Origin of the sequence: Pontibacter sp. HSC-36F09 (assembly GCF_024171605.1) — a bacterium.
Taxonomy (GTDB): Bacteria; Bacteroidota; Bacteroidia; order Cytophagales; family Hymenobacteraceae; genus Pontibacter.
In genome coordinates this window covers 1-24976 of record NZ_JALKAA010000010.1, presented here as the reverse complement: position 1 = coordinate 24976, position 24976 = coordinate 1, and the positions used below count along the sequence as shown (strand labels likewise).

Below are 24976 nucleotides of genomic sequence, written 5' to 3'. Positions count from 1 at the left end.
AGATCGTTCACTCATTATGTATTTTCTATTGAATTTTTCAGACTTATACTTGAGTTAAGAATCGAGCTGAAGACTCAAAAAAAAGTTAAATATTATTTTTACAATATATTTTGTAATTAAAATTAAACTCATTATATTTAACTACTTTACTGAAAGGGAGTTGCTATTTATTTCTGTAGTAGCTAAACACGACGCCACGGTGGCTTTATCAACAAAGCGGATAAAGCAGATTATCCACCTTTTAGCCTAACCCTTATGCCAACAGCTATAACTGACTCTGCATTCATCATGTCTTCCGCTTCACCTGTGGTGAAACGCGCTCCCCTGTATGGTAGTTTTATGAGTCGCTTTGTGGCGTTCCTCATCGATACGACCATACTGGTGTTCTGGTATTCGATCATAATTTATTCTATGGCCGAGTATTCGCTGCAATTTAATACGTGGAAGCAGGTGGTTTTTGACGGGGGCGTCAGCTTACTGGAGTTCGAGGTAGTCCTGCAGTTGTTCTTTTACAGCCTCTACTTCCCTGTGCTGCACTGGCTCTACTATACCTTGCTGGAGGCGTCTCCAAAGCAGGCAACGATCGGCAAGTATACCTTAGGGCTCAAAGTGACTGACTTGCGTGGCAAGCGCATTACGCTTCTGCAGGCGAATGTGCGCTATTTTTCCCGCATCCTTTCAGCACTACCCCTGTTGCTGGGCTTTGTGCTCATTCAGTTCCAGCGCCGCAGGCAGGCACTGCACGATTATGTGGCCCGTACCTTGGTGATGACAGATCAGTAAATTGAACTATTTCTCTACTATATATCAAACACTGCTTTTACTGAAACGTATATTATACCTTGTAAAACAATAAGAAAGGAGGTAATAATGCGTTTTATCCCAACCCGTTTTCACGGAATATTGGACTATTTATACGGTATCCTGCTTATTGCATCGCCCAGGCTGTTTGACTTTGCCGCCGGTGGTGCCGAGACCTGGGTGCCCGTTATCATCGGTGCGATTGTACTTCTACAAACGATCTTCACAGATTTTGAAATGGGACTAGTGAGAAAGATCCCGATGCAGTCCCACCTGATGATGGACTTTGGTATAGGTGTCATCTTAGCCCTATCGCCCTGGCTGTTCGGATTCGCTGACCGGGTATATGAACTGCACCTGATTTTCGGTGTGTTCTCGATGCTGGCTTCGTTGACAACGCATCGTACGCCAAGCAGAGCGTACAAGACTCATGTAGCGCACGAAGATCCTTTAAAATAAGCCACATTAACCATGTGTAAACCAACAGGCTGACTATACCAGGTCAGCCTGTTTTATTTTGCCTGCTGCATAGCGCAGAAATGCCTAAATTTGCCTTATGAATTACCTATCCGCAGATAATATATCGAAAAGCTTTGGCGAACGCTGGCTTTTCAAAAACCTGAACTTTGGCATCAGCCAGGGGCAGCGAGTAGCGCTTGTGGGCGTGAACGGCTCTGGCAAAACCACCCTGCTGAACGTGCTGGCAGGCAAACTGCCCCCCGACGAAGGAAGCGTGAGCGTGCGCAAAGAAGTCACAATCGGCTTTTTGGGCCAGAACCCGGAGTTCGACGAAGAGCTAACTGTACAGCAGACCATTTTTGGCGGACAGGGCGAAGTGCTCGATACCATACGCGACTACGAGGTGGCCATCTCCCACCCGGATACCAGCGCCGAAGTGATGCAGCATCTGATGGAGCGCATGGACGAACTACAGGCCTGGGATTTCGAGATCAAAGTGAAGCAGATCCTCTCCAAACTAGGTATACACGACCTGGAGAAGCAAATCAAGCATCTTTCAGGCGGGCAGCGCAAGCGTGTGGCTATGGCTCGTGTGCTGATCGAAGAGCCCAGCATGCTGATTCTCGACGAGCCTACCAACCACCTGGACCTGGACACTATTGAGTGGCTTGAGGGCCTGCTCTCTACCCAAAACACCACCCTGCTGATGGTGACGCACGACCGTTACTTCCTCGACAAAGTGGCCAACGAAATCGCTGAGCTCGACAACGGCGAACTCTATACCTACAAAGGCAACTACAGTTATTTTGTGGAGAAAAAAGCCTCCCGCGAGGAAATGGCCGCAGCCGAAACCGAGAAGGCGCGTAACCTGATGCGCAAAGAGCTCGATTGGATCCGTCGGCAGCCTAAGGCCCGTGGCACCAAAGCCAAGTATAGAGTAGATGCCTTTGAGGAACTGAAAGAAAAAGCAGCCAAGAAAACGGCAGGTCCGCAACTCGAACTTTCTGTAAAAACCACGCGTCAGGGCGGCAAAATCATCGAAGTAGACCATATCTCTAAGTCTTTTGGCAACAAGAAGATCGTAGACGATTTCTCCTATGTGTTCAAGAAGAAAGACCGCATTGGTGTCGTAGGCCCAAACGGTGCCGGCAAGTCTACATTCCTGAACATGCTCACGGGCAAATTGCAACCTGACAGCGGTACTATTGACGCCGGCCAGACTACCGTATTTGGTTACTATACCCAGGACGAGCTGACTTTCAAGGAAGACCAGCGTGTGATCGATATCGTGAAGGAAATTGCTGAAGTGGTGGAGATGGCCAATGGTGAAGTGATCACGGCGAGTCAGTTTTTGCAGCACTTCCAGTTTCCGCCGGCACAGCAGTATACCTTTGTCAGCAAACTGAGCGGTGGCGAAAAGCGTCGTCTGCAGTTGCTGCGCGTGCTGATCAAGAACCCTAACTTCCTGATTCTCGATGAGCCTACCAACGACCTCGACATCATCACACTCAACATTCTGGAGGACTTCCTGCTCAACTTCGGCGGCTGTCTGCTGATGGTGTCGCACGACCGCTACTTCATGGACCGATTAGTAGAGCACCTGTTTGTGTTCGAGGGCGAAGGCAAGATCCGTAACTTCCCGGGCAACTACACCGATTACCGCGAATGGCTGAAAGAGCAGGAAAAGGTGGTGCAGGAAACAAAACCAACGGTTCCCGTTATTGAACAGAAACAGGAAAAACCGGAAGGCAAGCGCAAACCGACTTACCAGGAGAAAAAGGAATTTGAAGACCTCGAAAAAGAAATGCCTCGGCTGGAGTCCCGCAGAACAGAACTGATAGAGACCATGAACGCTGGCACCACCACCGACCACGAACAGCTGAACGCCTGGGCCAAAGAACTGGAACAGCTGAACGAGCAACTGGAGGAAAAAGAAATGCGCTGGCTCGAACTGTCTGAAATCATGTAAATCGCACCATTGCTATACCTTAAAATCGCCGGAGCAGCCTGTCTGTTTCGGCGATTTCATTTCAGACCCCTCACGGTTACGTACGCTTTCTGGTTGCGCTCCCCCACCTTCACGATTTCCCGCTCGAACTTGCGCGGGTGGTTGATGATCTCGTAAAAACTATCCAGGTAACTGAGCGATTGCCGCAAACCTGACTTGCTCAAAGGCTCACACTGCCTGTATACCGCGTAAATCGGGGTGCGGTAGGAATTAAAGGTATTGACCATTTCCCGATGCATGTTCTCCGGAAATTCGTAGGCCCGGTACAGGCGCTGCTTTGTTGACTTTATACCCAGCTCAGGTGGCGGCGAAGCATAAGGGGCGCCTACTATACCTGCGTAGTCGAAGTCGAAAGGCACGGGAATGGGTGCGGAAAGGGAGTCAGGTGCCAGTAGCTCGATGTTGTGGCGGTAGGGCACTGACCAGTCGGTGTTGCCGATCATGTACTGAAAGAGCGCCAGCCGGGCCATGCCTTTCTGCTCCATGTGGGCCATCCCGATGATCCTCTTACCAGGTATAAGCTTCAGGCGAGTACGTTTGGCCATCGCCTTATCATCTTCTATCAGAAAAGCATAGCGCACTTCCTCTTTCCGTCGTCCGGTACTGTCCTGGTAGGTCACCTGGCACAAGCGCACCCGAAAACTCTCCTCAGCCAGAATGTTGTATACCTTGTAGACGAGGTACTCCTTGATCACATAATCGTCGTCGATGCAGTGCGTCACCAGTTTTAGCTTGTTCTGCCCTTCGAAGACAGAACCTTTTGGCATTTGCTTGCGGATCAGGTTGAGCATGAGCGGGGGAAAACGGCAGACGCTGGCATCCCGGCGGCGATTACCCCGCACCATCACCTTAAGCGGCATATTGACTGTAGCACCTGTACTGTCGGCGTACGAGAGTGTGGCTGTGTGATACTTTCTTTCCTCGCCACGGTCTTTCAGCAGCTTCTGGTAGTTGACCACGAGCTTAAACTTGAGCAGCGAATCCTCCGAAAAAATGTCTTTTGGTTTCGCCGCTTGTTCGTGTTGCTGATCTGCTATACCCGGATTTTTGGTTGAGTATACTTGTGCCATACCCTGCAACGGCAGACACAGCACGACAGCCCACACCAGCAGGTATAGCTTATACCTAAACTCTTCAAAATTTCGGGAAGCTGCCATTGGACAAGAGAATAAAGGATGCAGCCCGTAGCGACATAAATCAGATAAAAGCTATACCTTGAAATTGCAATTCAGGTATAGGCATCAAGGAACAGGCACGTTGGCCAATGGCAGTTTGCGCAAACTGCGACGCGTAAACAGTTCTTTCATGACCGCACCCTCTGATTGTGGAAAAGCTATACCCAGCATCGGGGCCACCGTTGCCGAAATATCCACCAGCGTATACTTGGTCTCCACAAATCCGCCCTTCCGGAAGTCAGGCCCAAGCGCCAGTAAGTAAATGCACCGGCAGCCCTCACAATCATCACCGTGGTCAACGAAACCGCCATCCACCGTATCCAGATGACGGCCGTGGTCTGTGGTAATGAGCAGGGTCGTTTTTTTGCGGTAATGTTTGTCTTTTTGCAGAAAGTCCCACAGTTGCTTCGCATAGCGGTCGCCGCGGGAAATACCGCGTAGGTAGTGCTCCCAGTTACCGGCATGGGCATAGCCATCGGGCTCCATAAAGTTGATCAGCATCAGATTGGGCTGATTGGTTTTTAGTACTTTCAACACCTCAATTAAAGTCAGGGAGTCTGCCCGGTAGCCACTGCCTGGTCCGCTGACGCCACAGTTGAGCGAGGGCAACGCCTGGTTGTGCCAGTCGGGGTTCAGGGTGTTGCCCAAAATATCCAGCTTGTCTTTGCTCGACACGATCCAGGCGGCAGTGGCGGGTTTGCCCGTCTGCTTGAGCCATACCTGGAACAGGGAGGGATTAGCGGGAAGTTCGGCGCCGTAGTTATCGATGGGCTGGTTTATACCTGTCGTGATGGCGGTATGGCCGGAGTTGGTGTAAGTGTATCCTTCGTTACGGAAGTTATTGCAAAAGGTACCCTGCGGTACCAACTTTTGCGACATGTTCGGTATAAGGCCCGGCACAGCCCCCCAGGTCTCAGAATAGCGCACCCCGTCGATCACCAGAATGATCACATTCTCAGAGCGCAGCCCACCGGCCCCTCCCCCCGCGCCGGATGCGGCACAGGAACTGAGCAGCGCCGTACCAGACAAGATCAGCATCATCTGCTGCCAACCTGCCTGCCATCGCTTCAAAAATGCCGGGAGTGCGTCCATACCTAACACAAATAAAAGAATATAAAATCCTATACCTAGGTATACGCATCCCGCAAAAGTTCAGGTAAGCCACCGAGACGATCTCAAAAATTCAATAAACCCGGCAGAATTATTTGCGTTTACGCTCAAGAATACTCTAATTGCAACCATCAAAAGACAAATGCATACACCAGCAGCCATAGCGACCCTCCAATTGCCTTTGCCACTCGGCACTGTGCTGCTGCATGCTGTTTCCGCTGATTGCTATCGTGCCGCCTATTATTGCTACGGTTATTATTACCGCTGCTCTACTGCGCTCTCTCAGGCAATCAGGCGACTCACAAACCGCACTTAAACAGGAAAAAAGCCAACCGGCATACCTGAACTGATAAAACTGAAGCAGAGCGAAAGCTCTGCTTTTTTCATTTATACCTATTCCAAAATTTAAAATCAAACCATATGACAGCCATGAACCTGACACAGAACTACAGCAGCTACACCTCCGAGAACCACCAGGTATGGGCCATCCTCTACGACCGCCAGTTGCGCAACCTTCCCGGCAAGGCTATACCTGAGTTTATGGAGGGGCTTGATAAAGTCGGTTTCAGCCGCGACCGTATACCTGACTTCAACGATATCAATCAAAAACTCAAGCCACTGACCGGGTTTGAAGTGGTGGCAGCACCCGGCATTGTCGACGATGCCCTGTTCTTTCAGCTGATCGCCAGCAAGCGCTTTCCGGCCACGGTTTGGGTGCGCCGCATGGACCAGCTCGACTACCTTGAGGAGCCCGATATGTTCCATGACGTATTTGGCCACGTACCGTTGCTCACCATTCCGGTGTACTGCGAGTTTTTGGCCAAACTTTCCGAGCTAGCCCTCACTCACCTCGACCGTCCAGATATCATTGACCGCCTCACGCGCATCTACTGGTATACCATTGAGTTCGGCTTGTACCGTAAGCCGGGCCAGAAGGCACAAATCTACGGGGCCGGCATCCTTTCGTCTGTAGGCGAGAGTAACCTGTCTGTATCGGATGAAAGCGTGAAGCTTGATTTTGATGTGAACCACATTCTGGACACGGCTTATATAAAAGAGACTTTCCAGAGCCAGTACTTCTGCATCCACAGCTTTGAGCAATTGCTCGAGAGTCTGCCAGCAGTTGAGGTAGCACTTCAGAGGCTGCGCACCCAGGATGCCTTGGTCTCCACAACTTAGCTTTAAATGTAAGCCCCGCCTGCGGCAGGTATAATTTACCTACCGCAGGCGGGGCTTGCTTGGCTATACCTAGCGGCTAATGCGTAAGCTCGTGGCTGATCATGAAGCCCAGTTTGCGTGGCTTAGACAGCTGGGAGTTTTCGAGTTTCTGCTTATAGGTGATGCGCTCAATATCCGACACATCCTGACCCATCAGGTCGTTGTTCACAGCCGCGACCATAGCGCTCTCCACGATCAGGCGCAGCTTGTCGTCGCTGATCACGTTGCGGGCAATGCGGTCCGAAGGTAAATCCATCTGCTTCACCCCTTCTATCACAAAGTGGTTTTCGATGTTGATCAGCATGCGGCCCACCAGATAACCCGGGTCGTCGAGGCGGTTATACTTAATAGTATCGGCCATGAAGTTGTAAGCCATGATGTGCCCGAAGAAGCGACGGCGGAAGTCTTCGTCCACATAATCGTTGCGCATGATCTCGTAATCGTCCGGGAAGGTGATAATGTTGGAGTGCATCACAAACACAAGCAGGTCGCCAGAGAATTTGATCTGAAACTCCAGATCGCTGATGGCCTTGTACTCGATCACCACGTCGGCATTGTGCGTCGTGATCCGGTTGGTGAGCTCGTCCACAATTTCCTGCGAGAGCTCTTTCATGCGGGTAAAGGTTTGGTACGTATTGCGGTAAATTGCCTGCTTTGTGGCAGATTTTTGCTGCAGTCCTTGTATTATATCGTCGAGTCTATCTTTCATACTTGCTTTTTCTCGGGTGCTGTGTTTTTTACTCAAATCCTTTAGAAATAGTTATTCTGCTCAATTTTTGGCCTGCTAAACAAGTACAAGCTAGTAGTTTGGTTGCTGATGTATAAGTGCCCGTCTCAATGCCCATGCTTTTCCAGCATCCCCATCACTTGGTCCTGGTGCTGCGCGAAGGCTGGTGGAGGCGTTACAGTTTCAGCTGTCGTCCCTTCCATCACAAAGGCTACCTGCCTGATACCGCTCGGGCCATTGGGTTGGGTAAGTAGCATCCGCCTGGCCTGTAGCTGCTCAAATACTTCGGGCACGCTGTTGACGGCGCCAGCCGGCACATGCAGCCTGTGCAGCTCTCCCAGCAATCCATCGCGCTCATGCTGACTGATCAGCTGCTTTAGTTGCTGGTTTACCGCGCTCCGGTTCCGCACTCTTGCACCATTGGTAGCAAAATCGGGGTTATCGGCCAAGGCAGCATCTCCCAATACCTGGCACAGGCGCCTGAACTGCCGGTCGTCGCCTATGGCGAGCACCAAATGCAGACCGTCTCTGCAGGTATACACGCTTCCGTAAGGCACAATGTTGGGATGCTCCGATCCCATGCGCTGCGGACTGTGCCCCGCCACCAGGTAATTCGTTCCCTGATTGGCCAGTGCCGATACGGCCGCATCAAATAGCGAAACTTGCACATAGCAGCCCTTGCCGGTACGCTCCCGCTGCAACAGTGCTGTCAGGATGCCTTCCTTGAGCTGGTGTGCTGCCAGGATATCCATCAATGCCACGGGCAATTTGGTGGGAGGTCCGTCTGGTGATCCGTTCATGTACATAAAGCCACTCTCTGCCTGGATCACGGCATCGTAGCCAGCCCGCTGGTCTTCCAGCCCGTAACCGGTGATATGCCCGTAAATCAGATTGGGATTCAGTTGGGCCAGGGTATGGTAGTCTACCAGCAGTTTCTCCGCGTCTCCGGGCTTATAGCTGGCAATGACCACATCAGCTTTGGCAGCCAGTTTGTGCACGGCCTCCAGCGCCTGTGGCTGGGTGATATCGAGCCCAATGGAAAGCTTTCCCCAGTTCGCCGCTGAGAAGTAAGCCGACGCGTCTTGACCTCCCTGCTCCCCTGCCAGTTTCCAGGTACGCGTTACATCGCCGCCGGTTCCCGCGTTCTCCAGTTTAACCACGGTAGCGCCCAGTTCCGCAAAAAACTGTCCCACACTCGGCCCCGCCAGCACACTGGCCAGTTCGAGTACCAGCAAATCTTTAAACACAGGTTCTGCCATCTTCATCAGGTATAGGTATAGGTATAGAGCATAATTACCTCAAGCTGCCGCTCTATAAACAAAGCTATCAAAAAGGGCATAAAAAAAGCAGCCCTTCCGAGGAAGAGCTGCCTGTATATTTTTGCTATTTTTTTTTAATTAGGTTCCGATCAGGAGGTGTGCTATATCAAAATAAAGATAGCGTTGATGATGTTTACACCCAGTAGAAGATAGAAGTTCGGAGATTCTTGTATAGCTTTTTTCATTTTAATTTTAAATAAATCTTTCTTTTATATGTTTTAAGATGATTGATTATATCACTTTGAGCTTGTTTACGCCTCACTTAATCAAATGTTTCGGCATTAATATAAAAAAATCTATGTAAATAAAATTAAATATTATTTAAGTACTATAATGTAAAAAAGTATTCTTGATTTTTACTCAGATTTAAAGCATTCTATCTATATAGTGATTTTCTAATTCTTTGAACTTTTTGAATGCCGTGTCAACTTTTTAAGCATATCGTTATATTCTCTACTGATTGACGATGCAATATTAATATAATTTTCAATATAAATAACATCAACTTTTAAATTTTTCTTAAATAAGGTATAATAATCGTATCTTTACCCCTATAAATGCGGTTTAAAGGCCGCTAGGCCATAAAAATAATTTTAAGGAGATAACTTTGGATTTTCGTTCATTCAACCTTCACGAAGACGTGATCACCGGAATTGAGTCGATGGGCTACAATACCCCGACCCCGGTACAGCAGCAGGCCATCCCGCTAATATTGGAGCAGAAGGATATTATTGCCTGCGCCCAGACAGGTACTGGCAAGACAGCCGCCTACCTGCTGCCACTGATCGATCGTATTTCGCACGCCAACTACGATTTCACCAGCACCCTGATCCTGGTTCCTACACGCGAACTGGCAAAGCAGATAGATGAACAAGTGGAAGGCCTGGGCTATTTCGCCCCGGTAAGTTCTATCGCCATCTACGGCGGCAGCAAAGGCGATGAGTGGGAGCAGCAGAAGCGCGCCCTCACTGGTGGTGCTGATATCATCATCGCCACGCCGGGTCGTCTGATGTCACACATGGCACTAGGCTATGTAAGACTGGACCAACTGAAGTACCTGGTGCTCGACGAGGCAGACAAGATGCTGGACATGGGCTTTATGGATGATATCCTGAAGATCGTGCGTGCCTTGCCTGCCGAGCGCCAGACGCTCCTTTTCTCAGCTACCATGCCGAAGAAAATACGCGACTTGTCACAGCAGATCCTGCAACAGCCCTCCGAGATCAACCTGGCTATTTCCAAGCCAGCCGAAGGCATTGACCAGCGCCTGTACCTGACCTACGACAATCAGAAACTTCCTTTGCTGGAGCACCTGATCCGGGAACTGGAAGTGTCGAACATGATCATCTTCACGTCCCGCAAGTCGAACGTGAACCAGATCGTGCGCTCCCTGCAAAAGATGGGCTTCCCGGCAGAAGGTATAAGCTCGGACCTGACACAGGATGAACGCGAGAAGGCGTTGCAAGGCTTCAAAAACAAAAAATACAAGATTCTGGTGGCGACCGATATCCTCTCCAGAGGTATAGATATCGACAGTCTGAGCCATGTACTGAACTTCGACATGCCGCAGGATGCCGAGGACTACGTGCACCGTGTGGGCCGTACGGCCCGTGCCGCCTCTACAGGTATGGCCATTACGTTTGTGAACGAGAACGACATGTACCGGGTGCGCAAGGTAGAGCAACTCATCGAGCGCGACCTGCCGAAACTGCCACTTCCAGAAGGTTTCGGCGCAGCGCCGGTTTTCGATCCGACACGCCGCGATTTTGGCCGCGGAGGCAAAGGCGGCGGAAGACCAGCTGGTGGCAGACAGGGTGGCGGCCAGCGTTCGGGCGCAGGCGGTGGCGGAGATCGCAACCGACGCAGAGGACCAAAGCCGGAAGGTACAGCGCCGAGACCTGACGGAAATAGCCGACCAATAAAAGCAGCCAACCCGCAGCCAAGAGCAGAACTGAGCGCTCCTACAGCAGATGGACAGGAAGGCTGCCAGAAACCAAACCGCAACAAGAGTCGCAACCGGAATCGCAATCGCAACAAACCGGGCAACGCAAACCCGCAGAACAGCAACCCACCGGTTCCGCAAGACAATAACTAAACAGAAAGGGCCACTCCTACCGGGGTGGCCCTTTCTGTTTAATGTGCAGTTCCGTCAGCAGCATCACTTATTTTCATCTATAGAAAACGGGCTTTTGTATAATATTCACAGATTAATATATATTATTCAATACCTTTCTTATCGTTACCATTAAGCTCCACGGCAACTGTTTTCAGTTCAGGTTGAAGCGAAGTGTTGAGGCAAGCTGGAACAACCTAATGGTAGTGATCGTGTCATCTAATCAATTTTACTCTATAATGAAACAAACTTTACTGCTGGCGCTGCTCTGGTGCCTGACATGCACAGCTTTTGCCCAAACTCCATTACCAACGGGCACCATCAAAGGTATAGTAGCCGATTCGGCGACACAGGCTAAACTGGACTATGTGACAGTGGTGATGCAGGAAGCGGGAAAAAACCAGGCCGTCAAGAGTACTTTCACGAAAGACAACGGCAGGTTTGAGCTGGCAGGCCTGGAGCTGAAGCAGTACCAGCTGGTGCTCTCTTATGTAGGCTATAAAACCAAAGTGCTACCACTCCCGGCCTTTACCGGCACCACCATCGATCTGGGCAAACTGTCGCTCGTGTCATCGGCCAGGCAACTAAAGGAAGTGCAGATCGTGACAGAAAAACTGCTAGTGGAGCAGGACATCGACAAAATTACCTACAATGTGGATGCTGACCCCGAAAGCCAGACGATGACGGCGCTGGACATGTTGCGCAAGGTGCCGCTGCTGAGTCTGGACGCGGAAGACAACATCAAGCTGAACGGCAACAGCAACTACCGCGTGCTTGTCAACGGCAAAACCTCCTCGCTCTTTGTGCGCAGCCCAAAAGACGTGTTCAGAAGCATGCCGGCCACCACTATCAAAAGCATTGAAGTGATCACCAACCCGCCGTCGAAGTACGAGGCTGAGGGTGTGGGCGGCATTATCAACATCATCACGCATAAGAAGAACATCGGTGGGTATAACGGCTCAGTGAATGTGCAGGCTTCTACCCCCAAAGGAACGAACGTTGGCGGCTACCTAACGGTTAAAGCTGGCAAGGCAGGCTTTTCCGGCTACTTTGGAACAGGCACCTATAACAGTCCCGCCAATAGCAACAACTTGTACAGAGAAGACAAGATACGCCAAACTGTACTGGAGCAGATGGGTGAAAGCCGAAATGATAACACTTACCAGTATGCCAGTGGTGAGTTCAGCTATGAAATGGACACGCTCAACCTATTCACGGCTAACTTTGGCATGAACCTGAACACAGGCAATAGCCTCCTGACGCAGCGTGTCGAGCTGTTCGATGCCACCGGAGCGCTGTCGCAGGCTTATACCCGTCTCAACAATGGCGATTTCAGATGGAAGGGCAGCGACTTCGGGGCAGACTACCAGCGTACGTTCAAGAAAAGCAAAGACCAGTTGTTCACGCTTTCGTACCGTTTAAGCAACAGTGGCAACGGCAGCGGCTCTGATTTCATCCTGGACCCGGTGCTCAACTTCAACGGTCAGATAAGCCAGACGGATAACGACGGCAGCTCTGTGGAACACACCATGCAGGCCGACTACGTGCAGCCGATCAAAAAGCACACGCTTGAACTGGGCGTGAAAACGATCTTCCGACTCAACAGCAGCGACTACTTTTACAGCAACCGCGACCCGGAGACGGGCACCTTTGTAATCGACCCGAACCTGAGCAATAACTTTGAATACCGTCAGGACATCTATGCGGCTTATACCTCGCTGAGCCTCAAAAAAGGCGACTGGGGTTTGAAAACCGGTGCCCGTCTGGAAGAGACCAAGCTGGACGCCAACTTCAAGTCATCCGGCACGGTGGCCACCCCGGACTATTTCAACCTGATCCCGAACATCACCCTGTCGCGCAAGTTCAAGGGAACGAGCACCATGCGCTTGTCCTATACCCAGCGCATCGAGCGACCGAGCCTCTACTACCTGAACCCGTACGTAAACCAGATCGACCCCCTCAACATCAGCTTCGGTAACCCGAAACTGGACCCGGCCACGAACAATGTGTTTAACCTAGCCTATAACACCTTCGTGAAAGGGACGTCCATTAACGCGAGTATCTTCCACAACTTCACCAACAACTCCATCCAGAGCTACACCACGCTCGGCTCTGATACGGTGGCCCGCACGACGTATGGCAACATCGGCCGCAACCAGACATACGGTTTCTCTTTGAGCGGCAACACCACCCTGTTTAAAAAGCTGAGCATCAACCTGAACTCCACTACCAACTATGTAAAGCTGAGCAGCGTGATCGGCGGCTTGCCTCAGAACAACGAGGGCTTCACCTACAATGTGTTTGGCTACTCGAGCTACCGCTTCGACAAGGGCTGGCGTGCCAGCGGTAACATTGGCTACTCCTCTTCGCGCATCCTGCTGCAGGGCCGCTCGGCCGGGTATGTATGGAACAGTATTTCGGTGAACAAGCAGTTCCTGAAAGACAACAAGGCGACAATCAGCTTCTCGGTGAACAGCCCGTTCCAGAAAAACCGCCGTTCCCTGAATGAGATCAACGACCCGCGCTTCACCCAGAACCAGGAGAATATATTCTTAATGCGCCGCTACAGTCTGGGCTTCAACTACCGTTTCGGCAAGCTGAAGGGCGACATTGCCCGCAAGAAACGCGGCATCAAAAACGATGATGTGAAAGGTGCTGAGCAACAAGGCGGAAGCGGTGCAAACTAAGATTTTGTTAGGTGAGACCAGGAGCCACACTATGAGGTGGCTCCTGGTCTCACCTAGGCAACCATTTCCAGCCATGCCTGTGCTTTTGCACGTTTAAATACTCTGTACATAAAACGAATGCCTCCATGCGCATCCTCTACATTTTCCCCCATCCAGACGACGAGTCGTTCGGTCCGGCCCCTGTCATGTGGCAGCAGTTGGAGCAAGGGCACCAGGTATACCTGCTTACTCTCACCAAGGGTGGTGCTACCAAGGTGCGGCACGAGCTAGGCCTGAGTGTAGAGGTAATGGGCGAGGTCAGGTATAAGGAGATGCTGGCGGTAGAACAAGTACTGGGGCTTACGGGTATGACGGTGCTCGACCTGCCCGACGGTCAACTGGCTGAGCTGGACCCGCGCGATATTGAAAAGGTGGTGGAGACACACATCCGTCAGATTGAACCGCAGCTGATCGTGTCGTACCCGGTGCATGGGGTGAGCGGATTTCATGACCACCTGGTGATGCACGCCGTGGTCAAGCGGGTATACCTGGAGCTGAAAGAAAGTGGCGTTGATTACCTGAAGCGGCTCGCTTTCCTGACGCTTCCCAACAAAACAGAACAACCGTTGCAGTCCGGTAAATTTCTGATGAAGCACAGCGACCCCGCTCTGATCGACTGTGAGGTAAAACTCCGGCCCGAGGATGTGGAGATCATGAAAAAGGCGCTGAGCTGCTATGACACCTACCAAGATGTGATCAAACAGGCGAATGTGGTGGAGTCGATCGGCGACACCGTTTACTTTGAAATTTACCAGGAAGAGCACAAGCCGCCGCTGGCTAACCTGACGGAAGGGCTTTAAATTCACTCAAATTTGCTATTTTAGCGGATCCCTATACCTGATAGCTTAATTATGAAGGCATTACTCCTGATTGATATACAAAACGATTTCCTTCCCGGCGGTGCGCTGGGTGTGCCAGAAGGCGATCAGATCATCCCGATTGTAAACCAGATCCAAGACCATTTTGACTTAATCGTGGCGACACAGGACTGGCATCCGACCGATCACAAAAGCTTTGCCTCCAACCACGAAGGCAAAAACCCATTTGAGACAACCGAGTTACTGGGGTTGCCACAAGTGCTATGGCCCGACCACTGCCTGCAAGGTACGACTGGCGCCGACCTAGCCTCTGCCCTCGAAGTAAATAAAATAGAAGCTATTTTCCGGAAAGGCACCAATCCTGAAATTGACAGCTACAGTGGCTTTTATGACAACGGTCGCCTGAAGTCCACCGGGCTGGCTGACTACCTGCGTGGAAAAGGCGTAACGCAGTTATACCTGGCCGGGCTGGCCGCTGACTACTGCGTGTATTACTCTGCCAAAGATGCTTTGGACGAGGGCTTTGAAACCTTCGTGCTGGAAGACGCCGTTCGCGCCATCAGCTCGGAAGGCTACGAGGCAGCCCGAAAGGACATACTGGAAAAAGGCGGCAGGCGCATACAGAGCAGCGAATTACTGGCCAGCTGATCCATCTATTTACATTTCAAGCTATACCTATCGCTTATTACTTGTTTGGGAGCGAGCAGGTATACCTGTTTAAATGGAATTGCCAAAATTGTCAACCATCCTCCAGCAGCCGCGGGGACTCTTCATTCAATTTTTGTCATCCTGTAAGGATCTTGGTCGCAAATAGTGTAGGCTTAGGTAGGGGCCCTCTATTTCAACCAAGTTTATTAACAGAATGACAGTAAGATTTAAGCCTGCTTACTCGGGATGAAACGAGCTAAATGGTAACTAATTATCCTTCTGATATAGTCATAAACCAGCAAGAGCCGCTAAAAAAGCGGCTCTTGCTGGTTTATGACTATATCTGTGCTATCCTTTAATAGGAACTCGCCTCGTTCAGCTTTTTAATGGCGGCCTGATCCAGTCTAAGTCCGGCTGCTTTCACCAAATCCTCCAGTTGCCCAAGTTTAGTAGCGCTGGCAATCGGTGCTGTTATACTGGGGCGTGCCATTAGCCAGGCAAGCGAAACGCTGGCTGGCGTAGTACTGTACTGCTCGGCCACTTCATCCAGCGCCTGCAGAATGTGAAAGCCACGTTCATTGAGGTAGTTTTTCACCCCATGACCTCGCGGGCTTTGCCCCAGATCCGCCTCAGAACGATACTTGCCTGTCAGGAAACCGCTGGCTAACGCGTAATAGTTGATCACACCCAGACCATATCGGGTACAGATTGGCTCTATCTCTTTTTCGTAGACTTCGCGATCGTAGAGGTTGTATTCCGGCTGAAAGCTCTCGTAACGTGGCAGGTTGTTCTGCTCACTTGCCTTCAGCGCCTGCTCCAACCGCTCGCCGCTGAAGTTGGACGCGCCGATCGCACGCACTTTTCCCTCCTCTATCAGTTTGGAGTAAGCCTCCAGGGTCTCTTCAATGGGTGTTTCCGGATCGTCGTAATGCGACTGGTACAGGTCAATATAATCGGTCTGGAGTCGTTTAAGGGAAGCCTCCACTTGTTGCCGGATGTAGTCTTTGCCCAGGCCGCCCTTCCCTTCCAACTTGGCCCCGACTTTAGTGGCAATGATGATCTGCTCCCTGCCTCCGCGCTGCTTCAGCCAGTTTCCGATGATGGTTTCAGACTCTCCGCCCTTATTGCCTGGCACCCAGGAAGAGTACGAGTTAGCTGTATCGATGCAGTTAAATCCGGCCTCCACAAAGGCATCCAGCAGTTGGAAAGAGGTTTGCTCGTCGGCCGTCCAGCCAAACACATTTCCACCAAAAACCAGGGGCGCAATTTCAAGACCAGAATTACCAAGCTTGCGTTTTTCCATGTAATCAAGATTAAAAAGGTAAATACCTCTTTACGGAAGCAGTGCGCACAGGGTATGGCAGGTATAGCCGCCAAGGCATTTTGCTACAACACTTGTCCTAAGCCGAAGAGCAGCACAAAGAGCATCGTGGTGATGGCCATTTGCTTCAGGTATGGGTCGAGCTCGGCAGATGTCTGTTTGCGCCATACATTCACACCATTCGAGATCAGCAGCGGAAGGGCCAGCACAAACAGGAACTGCCAGGCGCTGTAGAAGTGGAACAGCACATAGGCAAAGGCACTTGCCACACCGCCTATCAGCAGGAAGATGTGGTAGATACGGGCACGTTTCGGGCCCAACCGCACAGGTATAGAGCGTTTGCCGGCCAGCACATCGGAGTTAATGTCGCGAATATTGTTGACATTGAGCACCGCCATCGAGAAGAAGCCGCAAACCATAGCCGGAAAAATGACCAGCGGTTCCAGCTCCCGCGCCTGCAGGAAGAAGGTACCTAGCACGCCCACCAGCCCAAAGAAAATGAACACAAACACGTCACCCAGCCCGGCATAACCATAGGGCTTGGAACCGGCGGTATAGTTGATGGCGGCCCAGATGGAGGCCAGACCCAATCCCAGGAAAATTAGAAACAGGTAGATCCCCTCGGTGCCGAATGCCACCCACAACAACAGCAAACCCGTCACCAGCGACAGCAGGCTGAACACGGCCATGCCTTTCTTCATGTGCTCGGCCTTGATATGGCCCGCCTGCACCGCCCGCTTCGGCCCTTCCCGGTGTACACTATCAGCCCCATGTATAGAGTCGCCGTAGTCGTTGGCCAGGTTGGAGAGGATCTGCAGGAAAAGGGTAGTGAGCACGCAAAGGCCTACCACCGCGGCATCGAAGGTTCCGTAGGCAGCGGCCATGAAGCCGCCCATACCGATACAGGAAAAAGCCAGCGGCAGGGTGCGCGGCCTAAAAGCGGAAATCCAGGCCTTTACCAGACCTGGATTCTGCGGAATGTGTTGTGTAGTATTCAAGGTATATGCTATAAAAGCAGGTATAGTCCACAGGCTATACCTGTCATATTACTTTTGGATTGCCGCCAGGATCTCCTCTCCCATCGGCTTCACTTTCGACGGGTAAAAGGCCACTACCTTGCCGTTCTCATCAATTAGGTATTTGCTGAAGTTCCAGCCCGGCTCCTCGTGGTTCGGGCTATTTTTTTTCAGCCACTGGTAGAGCGGGTGCTGGTCGTCGCCTTTCACTGAGATCTTCTCCATCATCTGGAAGGTTACGCCGTAGTTTTTCTGACAGAACTCCGCGATCTGCTCTTTCGAACCAGGCTCCTGTCCTCCAAAATTATTTGCCGGGAAGCCCAGGATCACCACCTGTTCACCATGCGTCTCGTGCAGCTTCTGCAGGTCGGCATACTGTGGGGTATAGCCACACTCCGAAGCGGTGTTCACTACCAGCACTTTCTTGCATTTGAATTTCGAGAAGTCAATCTCCTTCCCTTCCAGGCTTTCTATTTTGAAAGTGTAGAAGCTGTTGGCCTGTGCCGTCTGGTTGGTTTCTGTTGCCATATCTTTTTCCTGGTTTGTGTTGGATGATCCGCCTGTGCAGGCTGTCGATACACCTAATACAAGGCCTACTGTCAAAAGTTGTGCGATGCGCTTCATTTTAGTTTTGCTTAAGGTATAGATTCTGGCTATTAACCTGTGTTTATTGGTTTTGTTTTTAAACAATTATGAAATCGGGCTAGAGAAAAAGTCCCCCTTCGAAGGGGGCTGGGGGATGACCTACTTCTGCAGGTCCTCTATGTAAGCATCAATCACTCTTTGGACATTAGGTAAATCTTTCATCACCTCTTCATCATGAAAGCGAAGGACAGAGTAACCTAGTTCAATTAATACCTTATCCCGCTCTTCATCCTCTTTCGCTTTAAAGTTATGCGAATAGCCGTCAACTTCAATAACCAGATTTAGTTCTTTGCACATAAAGTCGGCAATATACTGCCCGACTGGTCTCTGCCGTAAGAAAGTGTAGCCTGTTTTGCCTTTGCTTAACACCTCACACCACAACCTTACCTCTGCTTTTGTTGAATCCTTACGGAGAGCTTTGGCAAGTGGTTTAAGTTGTTGGTTGTAGTGACTGTTATGCGGCATGGTACAAAATTTTATCGATGCACGATTGTCATCCCCCTGCCCCCTTCAAAGGGGGACTTTCCTAAATACGTGCTTCAGTGATGATTCGCGCATATTGAGTGTCTCCTCTGAAAGAGTAGCAGGAGATGACCACTACATGTGCCATACCTTTATTAACTATACCTCTACCTTACATCCGCTCCGGCACTTCAATCCCCAGCAGGCTCATGCTTTCGCGCACGAAGCGGGCTACCATGGCTGAGAGGGCGATACGGAAGTTGCGGGCTTGCTCGTCAGTTTCGTTGAAGATCGAAATCTCTTGGTAGAAACGGTTGTAAGCTTTGGCCAGTTCGTAGGCATAGTTCGCGATCACGGACGGCGCATACAGCTTACCTGCCTCCTGCACCACTTCCGGATAACCTACCAGTAGCGTGATCACTTCCTGTTCTGCTTCGTGCAGGTTTTTGAAGTCGCCAAACGAGGCGGCATCAACGGCGAGGCCCATCTCACCTGCTTTGCGCAGGATGGCCGAGATACGGGCGTGCGTGTACTGCACAAACGGACCGGTGTTGCCACGGAAGTCAATCGACTCCTGCGGATTGAAAAGCATGCGCTTCTTCGGGTCCACTTTGAGCAGGAAGTATTTCAGGGCTCCCATCGCCAAGGTATGATAAAGTTTAGCCGCTTCTTCCGGTGTAAAACCTTCTATCTTGCCCAGCTCCTCGGTCTGCTGACGGGCGGTGTCGATCATCTCCTGCACCAGTTCGTCGGCATCCACAACGGTACCTTCTCTTGATTTCATTTTGCCCGATGGCAGATCCACCATGCCGTAAGACAGGTGATAGATTCCTTCTGCGTATGGTTTGCCCAGTTTCTTGAGCACCGCCTTCAGCACCTGGAAGTGGTAGTTCTGCTCATCCGCCACCACGTAGATGGACTGGTCGTATGGGAAGTCATTGTGCTTCAACTCAGCTGTACCCATGTCCTGGGTGATGTAAACGGAGGTACCGTCTGAGCGGAGCAGCAGCTTCTCATCCAGCCCTTCATCAGTCAGATCAACCCATACCGAGCCGTCCGGTTTCTTGAAGAAAACGCCTTTCTGCAGACCTTCCTCTACACGCTCTTTCCCCAAGGTATAGGTCTCAGATTCGTAATAGAACTTATCGAAATCAACACCGATGTTGCGGTAGGTAGCGTCGAAGCCTTCGTATACCCAGCTGTTCATGGTCTTCCAAAGCGATACCACTTCGTCATCGCCTTGCTCCCACTTTTGCAGCATGGTTTGGGCTTCTAGTATCAAAGGGGCTTTTTTCTTGGCTTCCTCTTTGTCCATACCCTGCGCCACCAGTTCGTCAATCTGCTCTTTGTAGGCCTTGTCAAACAGCACATAGTACTTGCCAGCTAGATGGTCGCCTTTGATACCGCTGCTTTGCGGTGTCTCGCCATTGCCAAACATTTGGTACGCCAGCATCGATTTGCAGATGTGGATACCGCGGTCATTCACCAGGTTGGCCTTCATCACGTGGTGACCGTTGGCCTTCATGATCTCGGACACCGAGTAACCCAAAAAGTTATTGCGCAGGTGGCCCAGGTGCAACGGCTTGTTCGTGTTGGGCGAAGAGTATTCCACCATCACTTTTTTGCCGGAGTCCGATGCCTGGCCGTGGCTCGGGTTGGTCATCAGGTCGCGGAACAGGAGCACCCATACCTGCTCTTCAATCTCGAGGTTCAGGAAGCCTTTTACCACGTTGTAGTTCTTCACCTCTTCTGCATGTTCTTTCAGGTAGGCACCAAGTGCCTCCCCGATCTGCTCCGGGCCTTTGCCGGCCTGTTTGGTGTATGGGAAAGTCACGAAGGTGAAACTGCCGGCAAACTCCTTGCGGGTAGGCTGCAGACTGATGGTAGAAGCGTCAACGGTAAGGCCGAACAAAGCTTCCAATGCTTGGCTGATGCGCTGGCTGATGGCGTTTTGAAGTTGCATTAAGTAGATTAATGTATAGCTGTTTTATTAAATTCCCGGTGTAAAATGGCGTCGGTGGCGGTCTCCAGTATATCGAAGGCGTTCTCGGCCATAGTGTTTTCGGTGTCGAGTGTCGGATTTATCTCGGTCATCTCGTAGCACACAATGCGCGGGTCCTGCAGCAGGTGGTAGTTGAGCCGCTGTGCTTCTTCCACTGTCAGGCCTACTTCGACTGGCGTACCCGTTCCTTTCGAAAACTTCGAGTCAAGGCTGTCCACGTCAAATGACACATAGATGATGTCGCAGTCGCGCAGTCGATCCAGCGCTTCGGCGGCCACTTGCTCCGGCCCTTTCTGGGCAAACTCGGCATAGGTAAAATTCTTGATGCCGTACTTTTCGATCAGAAAATCCTCAGGCTCCTCCGTGTCGCGCACCACAATGTAGACCAGGTGCTCCGGCTTGAGTTTCGGGCCGTCGAAGCCCAGTTTCTTAAGCGAATTCCAGAAAAAAATCGTTTCCTGCTCGGGGTCGTTTATCTGGCGCTCTAGGTTGTCGATGTTCAGGGCCATGGCTAACGGCATGCCGTGCACGTTGCCCGAAGGCGAGGTATAGGGCGAGTGGATGTCGGCGTGTGCGTCTATCCAAATCACACCCAGGGTCTTGTCGGGGTAGGCGGCTTTTATACCTGCTATGGTGCCGTGCGCATTGGAGTGGTCACCGGAAAGCACCAGGGGGAACATGTCCAGCTCCAGCGTTTGCACGACGGCACTGGCAATGTTTTTCTGGACAGCCAGGATGCTGTCGATACGGTGCGCATTCGGAAAGAGGTCTTTCTCGAACAGGGTATAGTTGAGGTCAGGCACACTGATAGAGTTGAAGCGCTTGAAATAATCGCAGCCCTTGTCCAAACAGGCTACCCGTAGTGCGTCTATCCCCATGTTGGCTCCGCGCGTGCCTGCGCCAAGTTCTGAGCGTACTTCTATCAGTTTAATCTTTTTCATAGGCAAATTGGTGGTCTAAAGTTATTCAGCCTGGTCTCCTCAGCATTTTCTTCTCCCTGGCTGCCGTCTCTCTACTACTCCTGAATCAAGTTCGGGTATCTTTAGTTTTGAAAGAATATTTCACAGTCAAAAGAGGACGCCCTTACCGCTACCTGGCATTCTGTCAAAAAATTTGTCTAAGATAAAGGGCTCCACCCCCCGGAGGTTAAGCGCCTAATTCTCGTTACAAGGATCATTTCAGGATGGCGAAGAAAGCAGGATAAAACGGACCTGCCCATGCCGCGGCGAGCAAAGCATATATGCACACGCACCGCTCTTCTACTCCATTTATTTTCGCGCTTTAATGAGCGTGATAGGAATAAATAACTGAACGATTCTTATAATTTAAACAAAGTTTTTGCAAAGATGGTAAATAACGAACAATATTGCATGTTTTCTTAAGCCCACAAGCACCAGAATGGATAAATACACCGACCTGATTCACCAGACTTTTGACTTTCCTACAGACGAGTTTACCGTGGAGAACAATGAATTGTTTTTCAATGGCATCCCGCTGATGGACCTGATCAAACAGTATGGCACTCCATTAAAACTAACATACCTGCCCAAGATTAGTTCGCAGATACAGAAGGCGAAACGTCTGTTCAACGACGGTATTCAGAAGCTCGACTACAAGGGTACTTATACCTACTGCTACTGCACCAAGGCCTCGCACTTCTCTTTTGTAATGGAGGAGGCGCTTAAAAACGACATCCACATCGAAACCTCTTCTGGTTACGATATGCAGATCGTGAAGGCACTTTACAAAAAGGGCAAAATCGATAAGAACACGTACATCATCTGCAACGGCTTTAAACGCCAGCGCTACCGCGAGTGGATCACGGAGTTCATCAACGATGGCTTTGTGAACTGCATGCCGATACTCGACCACATCGGCGAGATTGACTATTACAAGGAGCACGTAAAAGTGAAGACCAAGGTAGGTATGCGTCTCGCCTCTGACGAAGAGCCGAAATTTCAGTTCTATACCTCGCGCCTGGGTGTGCGCTACAACGACGTGATCGACCTGTATGAGCAGCAGATTAAACCAGACGACCGCTTCGAGCTCAAAATGCTGCATTACTTCATCAGTACAGGTATAAAGGACACTTCTTACTACTGGTCGGAGTTGAGCCGCTTTGTGCACAAGTACTGTGAGCTCAAGAAGGTATGCCCGGAGCTTGACACCATCGACATCGGCGGTGGCTTCCCGATCAAAACCTCCATTCAGGCGGATTACAACTACCAATACATGACTGAGGAGATCCTGCGCACCATCAAGCGCATCTGTCAGGAGGAGGGTGTACCGGAGCCAAACATTTTCACGGAGTTCGGCATCTTTACGGTAGGCGAAAGCGCGGCCAACATTTACTCTATTCTGGATGAGAAACTCCAGAACGACAAGGAACTATGGTACATGATCGATGGTTCGTTTATCACAAACCTGCCGGACGCCTGGGCATTGAACCAGCGCTGGCCGCTTCTGGCGATCAACCATTGGGACAAGGAGTACCGCAAAATACAGCTGGGCGGCATGACATGCGACAGCCAGGATTACTATAACTCAGAGATGCACTCGTTCCAGGTGTTCCTGCCGAAAGTACCGAAGGATAATAAGCCGCTGTATATTGGCTTCTTCCATACGGGTGCCTACCAGGAGCAGCTGAGTGGGTACGGCGGCATTAAGCACTGCCTGATCCCTTCACCGCAGCACATTCTGGTGGATCGACAGGAAGACGGTACGCTCAAAAGCTGGCAATTTGCCCCGGAACAGACTTATGAGTCGATGCTGAACATATTGGGATACGAAATTTAAGGCTGCGGTCGTTAAATTTGCGTATACTGTTTTGCATTTATAGTAAAAATTGTATTTTTGGTTTACCATCGTTTATTTAAATATTTTACCATGAAGAAATTAGCAGCATTCGGCGCATTCATCCTGGCACTGGGTATGACTTCCTGCAAGACATACTGCCCAGCCTACAACTTTGCCAGCGTTGAGGTGTCCGAGCAGAACGCCCCGGCAACTGACCTTGTGCAGGAAACTGAAGTGATCAAAGGCTAATCCGCGCGATTACCTCTGGATATAAAAAAACCGGCTTGAAGGCCGGTTTTTTTGTTTTATACCAGCTTTAACAAGTGGGTATCTGCTACGATAGATGCCAACCTGCGGCGGTATAGGATTGATTCAAGTTGGAAATACTCATTCTTGCTGGTGAAGCGTCAGATTATCGACCTTTAGCTCATACAACAGCAACTCTTCCGGATCATTAGGTAATTGCACCTGTTTGCTATACCTGAGGCCGAGTTTCTCCAGCAGCTTTTGTGATGCCACGTTGTCTTTTGATGTGATTGCCTTCATCTGAGAAATACCGAACTCCTCTATACCGGCCCGCTTTACCTCCAGGGCAGCCTCAAGCGCATACCCCTGCTTCTCGTGCTGGGGCATAAACGCAAAGCCAATGTCAATCCCATCGAGCCCTTCGCGGTCATAGAGGCCGCAAACACCTAGTTTTTCCCGATCTGATTTTCGGATAACGGTATAATTTGCATATCCTAGCCGCTCCAACTGTGCAGTCACTCTGTTTCGAATGTAGGTGGCCGCCTCCTCTACAGACCGCACGTTCCGGTCCCCTATATACCTGATCCAGGACGGGCTGTTGAGCAGCTCATACATAAAAGCCGCATCCTCTTCCGAAGTAGGTATCAGCAGCAGGCGCTCGGTTTCAAATGATTTGTAGTGCGTCATGTTGGCTTTTGAATATAGCACGCGCCTGTTCACAAGCCGAAAGTACCAAAGCCAACCTTCTGTAAAAGCGATGACTGAAAGCTGTAGGGCGACTGCTTTGTTCTGTTGTTAGATGCTGGCGTTTATTTTTTCGAACACTTGTCCTTGTCCTTTATTGCTACCACCGGTATATACCTCACATATAAGAAGACTATCTGTGGCAAAGGCTGCGTAAATTTCTTTCTTGATATTATTCTTATAATTTGTCAATATGCACTTTACATGTTTGTCGTCCGAATCAAACTTGTAAGTGCCTATCCATTTTTCATTTTCTAGATTTTCTTTCCATTCTATAAGCCCCGCACGAGTAATTTCTATATCATTGGTTAAAGTCACCTGTCCAGCATCTGTAAAAGTTAATATTTGTCGATATATGATCCCGAAGATAGATCCAGCATTATGGATATCTGTCAATGCCATTCTACCGGACCTAAATTTCATCCCACTTATTTGTCTCAATTTCATCTATTTCAGGTTCACACCTAACATGCTCGTGCAAGAGGCGTGCAAGGCCGTCTGCCGTAGCATGACTTATGCACCTTGTAGCACTAAACCTTCGGTAGCTGGTTTTAAAAAGCAGCGGATAAGCGTTACCTTTTGATTCAAACTTATTCCTTACATAAAGATGAAAAAAAAGAGC

24 protein-coding genes are annotated in these 24976 nt (G+C 50.4%); 11 read left to right on the top strand and 13 right to left on the bottom strand.

The annotated features are described in order from the left end of the window. Positions 1–255 precede the first annotated feature (255 nt). The 3 genes from L1278_RS19000 (at position 256) to L1278_RS18990 (ending at position 3229) form a co-directional block, all read left to right on the top strand. Positions 256–783, top strand: coding sequence for an RDD family protein (locus L1278_RS19000; protein WP_253406601.1), 528 nt, complete (start codon positions 256–258; stop codon positions 781–783). A 120-nt stretch (positions 784–903) separates the two neighbouring features. After that, positions 904–1260: a hypothetical protein gene (locus L1278_RS18995; RefSeq protein WP_253406600.1), complete on the top strand. Its 357-nt coding sequence runs from the start codon at positions 904–906 to the stop codon at positions 1258–1260. Between the two features lie 97 nt (positions 1261–1357). Further along, positions 1358–3229: an ABC-F family ATP-binding cassette domain-containing protein gene (locus tag L1278_RS18990; RefSeq protein ID WP_253406599.1), complete on the top strand. Its 1872-nt coding sequence runs from the start codon at positions 1358–1360 to the stop codon at positions 3227–3229. Between the two features lie 56 nt (positions 3230–3285). Here the strand turns inward: L1278_RS18990 and L1278_RS18985 are convergent, their stop codons facing one another. After that, positions 3286–4425 (bottom strand): hypothetical protein, encoded by a 1140-nt coding sequence (locus L1278_RS18985; RefSeq protein ID WP_253406598.1) that lies wholly within the window; start codon positions 4423–4425, stop codon positions 3286–3288. 84 nt (positions 4426–4509) lie between these two features. Then, positions 4510–5535, bottom strand: coding sequence for an alkaline phosphatase family protein (locus L1278_RS18980; protein WP_253406597.1), 1026 nt, complete (start codon positions 5533–5535; stop codon positions 4510–4512). A 160-nt stretch (positions 5536–5695) separates the two neighbouring features. On the opposite strand from L1278_RS18980, the gene L1278_RS18975 reads away from it, so the two are divergent. Beyond that, positions 5696–5869 carry a hypothetical protein gene (locus L1278_RS18975; RefSeq protein ID WP_253406596.1) on the top strand — a complete coding sequence of 58 codons (174 nt, stop codon included), beginning with the start codon at positions 5696–5698 and terminating at the stop codon, positions 5867–5869. Between the two features lie 104 nt (positions 5870–5973). Further along, positions 5974–6732, top strand: coding sequence for a phenylalanine 4-monooxygenase (locus L1278_RS18970; protein ID WP_253406595.1), 759 nt, complete (start codon positions 5974–5976; stop codon positions 6730–6732). A 76-nt stretch (positions 6733–6808) separates the two neighbouring features. Here L1278_RS18970 and L1278_RS18965 read toward each other — a convergent pair whose 3' ends face one another. Further along, positions 6809–7480 (bottom strand): hypothetical protein, encoded by a 672-nt coding sequence (locus L1278_RS18965; protein ID WP_253406594.1) that lies wholly within the window; start codon positions 7478–7480, stop codon positions 6809–6811. Positions 7481–7605: 125 nt separating this feature from the next. Beyond that, positions 7606–8763 (bottom strand): CaiB/BaiF CoA-transferase family protein, encoded by a 1158-nt coding sequence (locus tag L1278_RS18960; protein ID WP_253406593.1) that lies wholly within the window; start codon positions 8761–8763, stop codon positions 7606–7608. A 661-nt stretch (positions 8764–9424) separates the two neighbouring features. Here L1278_RS18960 and L1278_RS18955 point away from each other — a divergent pair. The 4 genes from L1278_RS18955 (at position 9425) to pncA (ending at position 15122) form a co-directional block, all read left to right on the top strand. Further along, positions 9425–10912: a DEAD/DEAH box helicase gene (locus L1278_RS18955; protein ID WP_371927377.1), complete on the top strand. Its 1488-nt coding sequence runs from the start codon at positions 9425–9427 to the stop codon at positions 10910–10912. 257 nt (positions 10913–11169) lie between these two features. After that, positions 11170–13617: a TonB-dependent receptor domain-containing protein gene (locus tag L1278_RS18950; protein WP_253406592.1), complete on the top strand. Its 2448-nt coding sequence runs from the start codon at positions 11170–11172 to the stop codon at positions 13615–13617. A 125-nt stretch (positions 13618–13742) separates the two neighbouring features. After that, positions 13743–14456 (top strand): PIG-L deacetylase family protein, encoded by a 714-nt coding sequence (locus tag L1278_RS18945; RefSeq protein ID WP_253406591.1) that lies wholly within the window; start codon positions 13743–13745, stop codon positions 14454–14456. A 51-nt stretch (positions 14457–14507) separates the two neighbouring features. After that, complete coding sequence (pncA, locus tag L1278_RS18940) at positions 14508–15122, top strand: bifunctional nicotinamidase/pyrazinamidase (protein WP_253406590.1); 615 nt, start codon at positions 14508–14510, stop codon at positions 15120–15122. Positions 15123–15477: 355 nt separating this feature from the next. On the opposite strand, the gene L1278_RS18935 is transcribed toward pncA, so the two are convergent. The 6 genes from L1278_RS18935 to rocF all read right to left on the bottom strand — a co-directional run bounded on the left by L1278_RS18935 (position 15478) and on the right by rocF (position 21509). After that, positions 15478–16425, bottom strand: a complete 948-nt coding sequence (locus L1278_RS18935; protein WP_253406589.1) for an aldo/keto reductase — start codon at positions 16423–16425, stop codon at positions 15478–15480. An 83-nt stretch (positions 16426–16508) separates the two neighbouring features. Continuing rightward, positions 16509–17441: a 1,4-dihydroxy-2-naphthoate polyprenyltransferase gene (locus L1278_RS18930; RefSeq protein ID WP_253406588.1), complete on the bottom strand. Its 933-nt coding sequence runs from the start codon at positions 17439–17441 to the stop codon at positions 16509–16511. Between the two features lie 48 nt (positions 17442–17489). Then, positions 17490–18083 (bottom strand): glutathione peroxidase, encoded by a 594-nt coding sequence (locus L1278_RS18925; RefSeq protein ID WP_371927376.1) that lies wholly within the window; start codon positions 18081–18083, stop codon positions 17490–17492. Positions 18084–18203: 120 nt separating this feature from the next. Next, on the bottom strand, positions 18204–18569 hold the full coding sequence (locus L1278_RS18920) for an endonuclease domain-containing protein (protein ID WP_253406587.1): 366 nt from the start codon (positions 18567–18569) through the stop codon (positions 18204–18206). Between the two features lie 169 nt (positions 18570–18738). After that, on the bottom strand, positions 18739–20529 hold the full coding sequence (gene argS, locus L1278_RS18915) for an arginine--tRNA ligase (RefSeq protein ID WP_253406586.1): 1791 nt from the start codon (positions 20527–20529) through the stop codon (positions 18739–18741). An 8-nt stretch (positions 20530–20537) separates the two neighbouring features. Next, positions 20538–21509: an arginase gene (rocF, locus tag L1278_RS18910; protein WP_253406585.1), complete on the bottom strand. Its 972-nt coding sequence runs from the start codon at positions 21507–21509 to the stop codon at positions 20538–20540. A gap of 457 nt (positions 21510–21966) precedes the next feature. On the opposite strand from rocF, the gene L1278_RS18905 reads away from it, so the two are divergent. Together L1278_RS18905 and L1278_RS18900 are read left to right on the top strand one after the other, a co-directional pair. Continuing rightward, positions 21967–23364 carry an arginine decarboxylase gene (locus tag L1278_RS18905; protein WP_253406584.1) on the top strand — a complete coding sequence of 466 codons (1398 nt, stop codon included), beginning with the start codon at positions 21967–21969 and terminating at the stop codon, positions 23362–23364. Positions 23365–23454: 90 nt separating this feature from the next. Then, positions 23455–23613, top strand: a complete 159-nt coding sequence (locus L1278_RS18900) for a hypothetical protein (protein WP_155800585.1) — start codon at positions 23455–23457, stop codon at positions 23611–23613. A 138-nt stretch (positions 23614–23751) separates the two neighbouring features. On the opposite strand, the gene L1278_RS18895 is transcribed toward L1278_RS18900, so the two are convergent. The 3 genes from L1278_RS18895 to L1278_RS18885 all read right to left on the bottom strand — a co-directional run. Beyond that, positions 23752–24297, bottom strand: coding sequence for a GNAT family N-acetyltransferase (locus L1278_RS18895; protein WP_253406583.1), 546 nt, complete (start codon positions 24295–24297; stop codon positions 23752–23754). A gap of 108 nt (positions 24298–24405) precedes the next feature. After that, complete coding sequence (locus tag L1278_RS18890; RefSeq protein WP_253406582.1) at positions 24406–24756, bottom strand: hypothetical protein; 351 nt, start codon at positions 24754–24756, stop codon at positions 24406–24408. 10 nt (positions 24757–24766) lie between these two features. Further along, a partial coding sequence (locus L1278_RS18885) for a hypothetical protein (protein WP_253406581.1) occupies positions 24767–24976 on the bottom strand: 210 nt, incomplete at its 5' end.

Bases quoted from the DNA above. Each gene is read 5' to 3' on its own strand.
- L1278_RS19000 (WP_253406601.1), top strand. From the start codon at position 256: ATGCCAACAGCTATAACTGACTCTGCATTCATCATGTCTTCCGCTTCA.
- L1278_RS18990 (WP_253406599.1), top strand. From the start codon at position 1,358: ATGAATTACCTATCCGCAGATAATATATCGAAAAGCTTTGGCGAACGC.
- L1278_RS18985 (WP_253406598.1), bottom strand. From the start codon at position 4,425: ATGGCAGCTTCCCGAAATTTTGAAGAGTTTAGGTATAAGCTATACCTG.
- L1278_RS18980 (WP_253406597.1), bottom strand. From the start codon at position 5,535: ATGGACGCACTCCCGGCATTTTTGAAGCGATGGCAGGCAGGTTGGCAG.
- L1278_RS18975 (WP_253406596.1), top strand. From the start codon at position 5,696: ATGCATACACCAGCAGCCATAGCGACCCTCCAATTGCCTTTGCCACTC.
- L1278_RS18970 (WP_253406595.1), top strand. From the start codon at position 5,974: ATGACAGCCATGAACCTGACACAGAACTACAGCAGCTACACCTCCGAG.
- L1278_RS18965 (WP_253406594.1), bottom strand. From the start codon at position 7,480: ATGAAAGATAGACTCGACGATATAATACAAGGACTGCAGCAAAAATCT.
- L1278_RS18960 (WP_253406593.1), bottom strand. From the start codon at position 8,763: ATGAAGATGGCAGAACCTGTGTTTAAAGATTTGCTGGTACTCGAACTG.
- L1278_RS18950 (WP_253406592.1), top strand. From the start codon at position 11,170: ATGAAACAAACTTTACTGCTGGCGCTGCTCTGGTGCCTGACATGCACA.
- L1278_RS18945 (WP_253406591.1), top strand. From the start codon at position 13,743: ATGCGCATCCTCTACATTTTCCCCCATCCAGACGACGAGTCGTTCGGT.
- pncA (WP_253406590.1), top strand. From the start codon at position 14,508: ATGAAGGCATTACTCCTGATTGATATACAAAACGATTTCCTTCCCGGC.
- L1278_RS18935 (WP_253406589.1), bottom strand. From the start codon at position 16,425: ATGGAAAAACGCAAGCTTGGTAATTCTGGTCTTGAAATTGCGCCCCTG.
- L1278_RS18925 (WP_371927376.1), bottom strand. From the start codon at position 18,083: ATGAAGCGCATCGCACAACTTTTGACAGTAGGCCTTGTATTAGGTGTA.
- L1278_RS18920 (WP_253406587.1), bottom strand. From the start codon at position 18,569: ATGCCGCATAACAGTCACTACAACCAACAACTTAAACCACTTGCCAAA.
- argS (WP_253406586.1), bottom strand. From the start codon at position 20,529: ATGCAACTTCAAAACGCCATCAGCCAGCGCATCAGCCAAGCATTGGAA.
- rocF (WP_253406585.1), bottom strand. From the start codon at position 21,509: ATGAAAAAGATTAAACTGATAGAAGTACGCTCAGAACTTGGCGCAGGC.
- L1278_RS18905 (WP_253406584.1), top strand. From the start codon at position 21,967: ATGGATAAATACACCGACCTGATTCACCAGACTTTTGACTTTCCTACA.
- L1278_RS18900 (WP_155800585.1), top strand. From the start codon at position 23,455: ATGAAGAAATTAGCAGCATTCGGCGCATTCATCCTGGCACTGGGTATG.
- L1278_RS18895 (WP_253406583.1), bottom strand. From the start codon at position 24,297: ATGACGCACTACAAATCATTTGAAACCGAGCGCCTGCTGCTGATACCT.
- L1278_RS18890 (WP_253406582.1), bottom strand. From the start codon at position 24,756: ATGGCATTGACAGATATCCATAATGCTGGATCTATCTTCGGGATCATA.